This window comes from Dysgonomonas sp. ZJ709 (assembly GCF_011039195.1).
Lineage (GTDB): Bacteria > Bacteroidota > Bacteroidia > Bacteroidales > Dysgonomonadaceae > Dysgonomonas.
Genome location: NZ_JAAKEM010000071.1, coordinates 1 through 1,951, shown reverse-complemented (window position 1 = coordinate 1,951; position 1,951 = coordinate 1). Strand labels below are relative to the sequence as shown.

Here is a 1,951-nt window from a genome sequence, read left to right as displayed (position 1 = left end):
CCTGGTAGTCCCAGGCAGATTTGAACTGCCGACCTCTACATTATCAGTGTAGCGCTCTAACCAACTGAGCTATAGGACTGGCTATCTACCTGAAGACAGATTATTTATATCAGCTTCGTGGTTTCTCTTTATATTATTAAAGATACAATAAAAATAAATAAGTAATACAAAGTCATTAGCTACCCTTAGATCGAACAGAATCAGCTCCAGAAAGGAGGTGTTCCAGCCGCACCTTCCGGTACGGCTACCTTGTTACGACTTAGCCCCAGTTACCAGTTTTACCCTAGGACGATCCTTGCGGTTACGTACTTCAGGTACCCCCAGCTTCCATGGCTTGACGGGCGGTGTGTACAAGGCCCGGGAACGTATTCACCGCGCCATGGCTGATGCGCGATTACTAGCGAATCCAGCTTCATGGAGTCGAGTTGCAGACTCCAATCCGAACTGGGAATGGCTTTCGAGATTGGCATCCTGTCACCAGGTAGCTACCCTCTGTACCATCCATTGTAACACGTGTGTCGCCCCGGACGTAAGGGCCGTGCTGATTTGACGTCATCCACACCTTCCTCACAGCTTACGCTGGCAGTCTTGTTAGAGTCCTCAGCTTGACCTGTTAGTAACTAACAATGTGGGTTGCGCTCGTTATGGCACTTAAGCCGACACCTCACGGCACGAGCTGACGACAACCATGCAGCACCTACACATCTGCTATTGCTAGAATACATGTTTCCACGTACGTCAGATGCATTTCAAGCCCGGGTAAGGTTCCTCGCGTATCATCGAATTAAACCACATGTTCCTCCGCTTGTGCGGGCCCCCGTCAATTCCTTTGAGTTTCACCGTTGCCGGCGTACTCCCCAGGTGGATTACTTATCGCTTTCGCTTAGTCACTTGCTATCATATCGCAAACAACTAGTAATCATAGTTTACTGCGTGGACTACCAGGGTATCTAATCCTGTTTGATACCCACGCTTTCGTGCCTGAGCGTCAGTTATAGTTTAGTAAGCTGCCTACGCAATTGGGGTTCCTCGTTATATCTATGCATTTCACCGCTACACAACGAATTCCGCCTACTTCATCTATACTCAAGTCTACCAGTTTCAACGGCAGTTTAGAGGTTGAGCCTCTAGATTTCACCGCTGACTTAATAAACCGCCTGCGCACCCTTTAAACCCAATAAATCCGGATAACGCTCGCATCCTCCGTATTACCGCGGCTGCTGGCACGGAGTTAGCCGATGCTTATTCATATGGTACATGCAATAACTTACTCGTAAGTCTTTTTATTCCCATATAAAAGAAGTTTACAACCCATAAGGCAGTCTTCCTTCACGCGACTTGGCTGGTTCAGGCTCTCGCCCATTGACCAATATTCCTCACTGCTGCCTCCCGTAGGAGTCTGGTCCGTGTCTCAGTTCCAGTGTGGGGGATAAACCTCTCAGTTCCCCTATCCATCGTTGCTTTGGTGAGCCGTTACCTCACCAACTGGCTAATGGAACGCATGCCCATCTACTACCGATAAATCTTTAACAAATATCTCCATGCGGAGCCCCTGTTTTATGCGGTATTAATCCGAATTTCTTCGGGCTATTCCCCTGTAGTAGGTAGGTTACATACGCGTTACTCACCCGTGCGCCGGTCGTCAACAATGTATTGCTACATCTTGCTACCCCTCGACTTGCATGTGTTAGGCCTGTCGCTAGCGTTCATCCTGAGCCAGGATCAAACTCTTCTTTGTATATTCTTTTTCTTATACTTTTGCTTGATCCTGCTCGATCTATTGAATTCTTTTAAAAGAATTGATCGGGTAGCTAATTGAACTATGTATTGAACGAATCAATACATAATTCCCTTGTACTACTCTTTATTGTTTATTGTTATCATTTAGTCAAAGATCGCTTCTTTTTTTATCAACTTCATGCGCTGCGTTCAGCGGTGAAGCGGGTGCAAA

Annotated in this window: 1 tRNA gene and 1 rRNA gene; both read right to left on the bottom strand. The window is 46.8% G+C overall.

What is annotated here, in order from left to right:
- Positions 1 to 2 precede the first annotated feature (2 nt).
- A tRNA-Ile gene (locus tag G7Y56_RS18360) sits at positions 3 to 79 on the bottom strand.
- 131 nt (positions 80 to 210) lie between these two features.
- Positions 211 to 1,738, bottom strand: a 16S ribosomal RNA gene (locus G7Y56_RS18355).
- Positions 1,739 to 1,951: the final 213 nt, after the last annotated feature.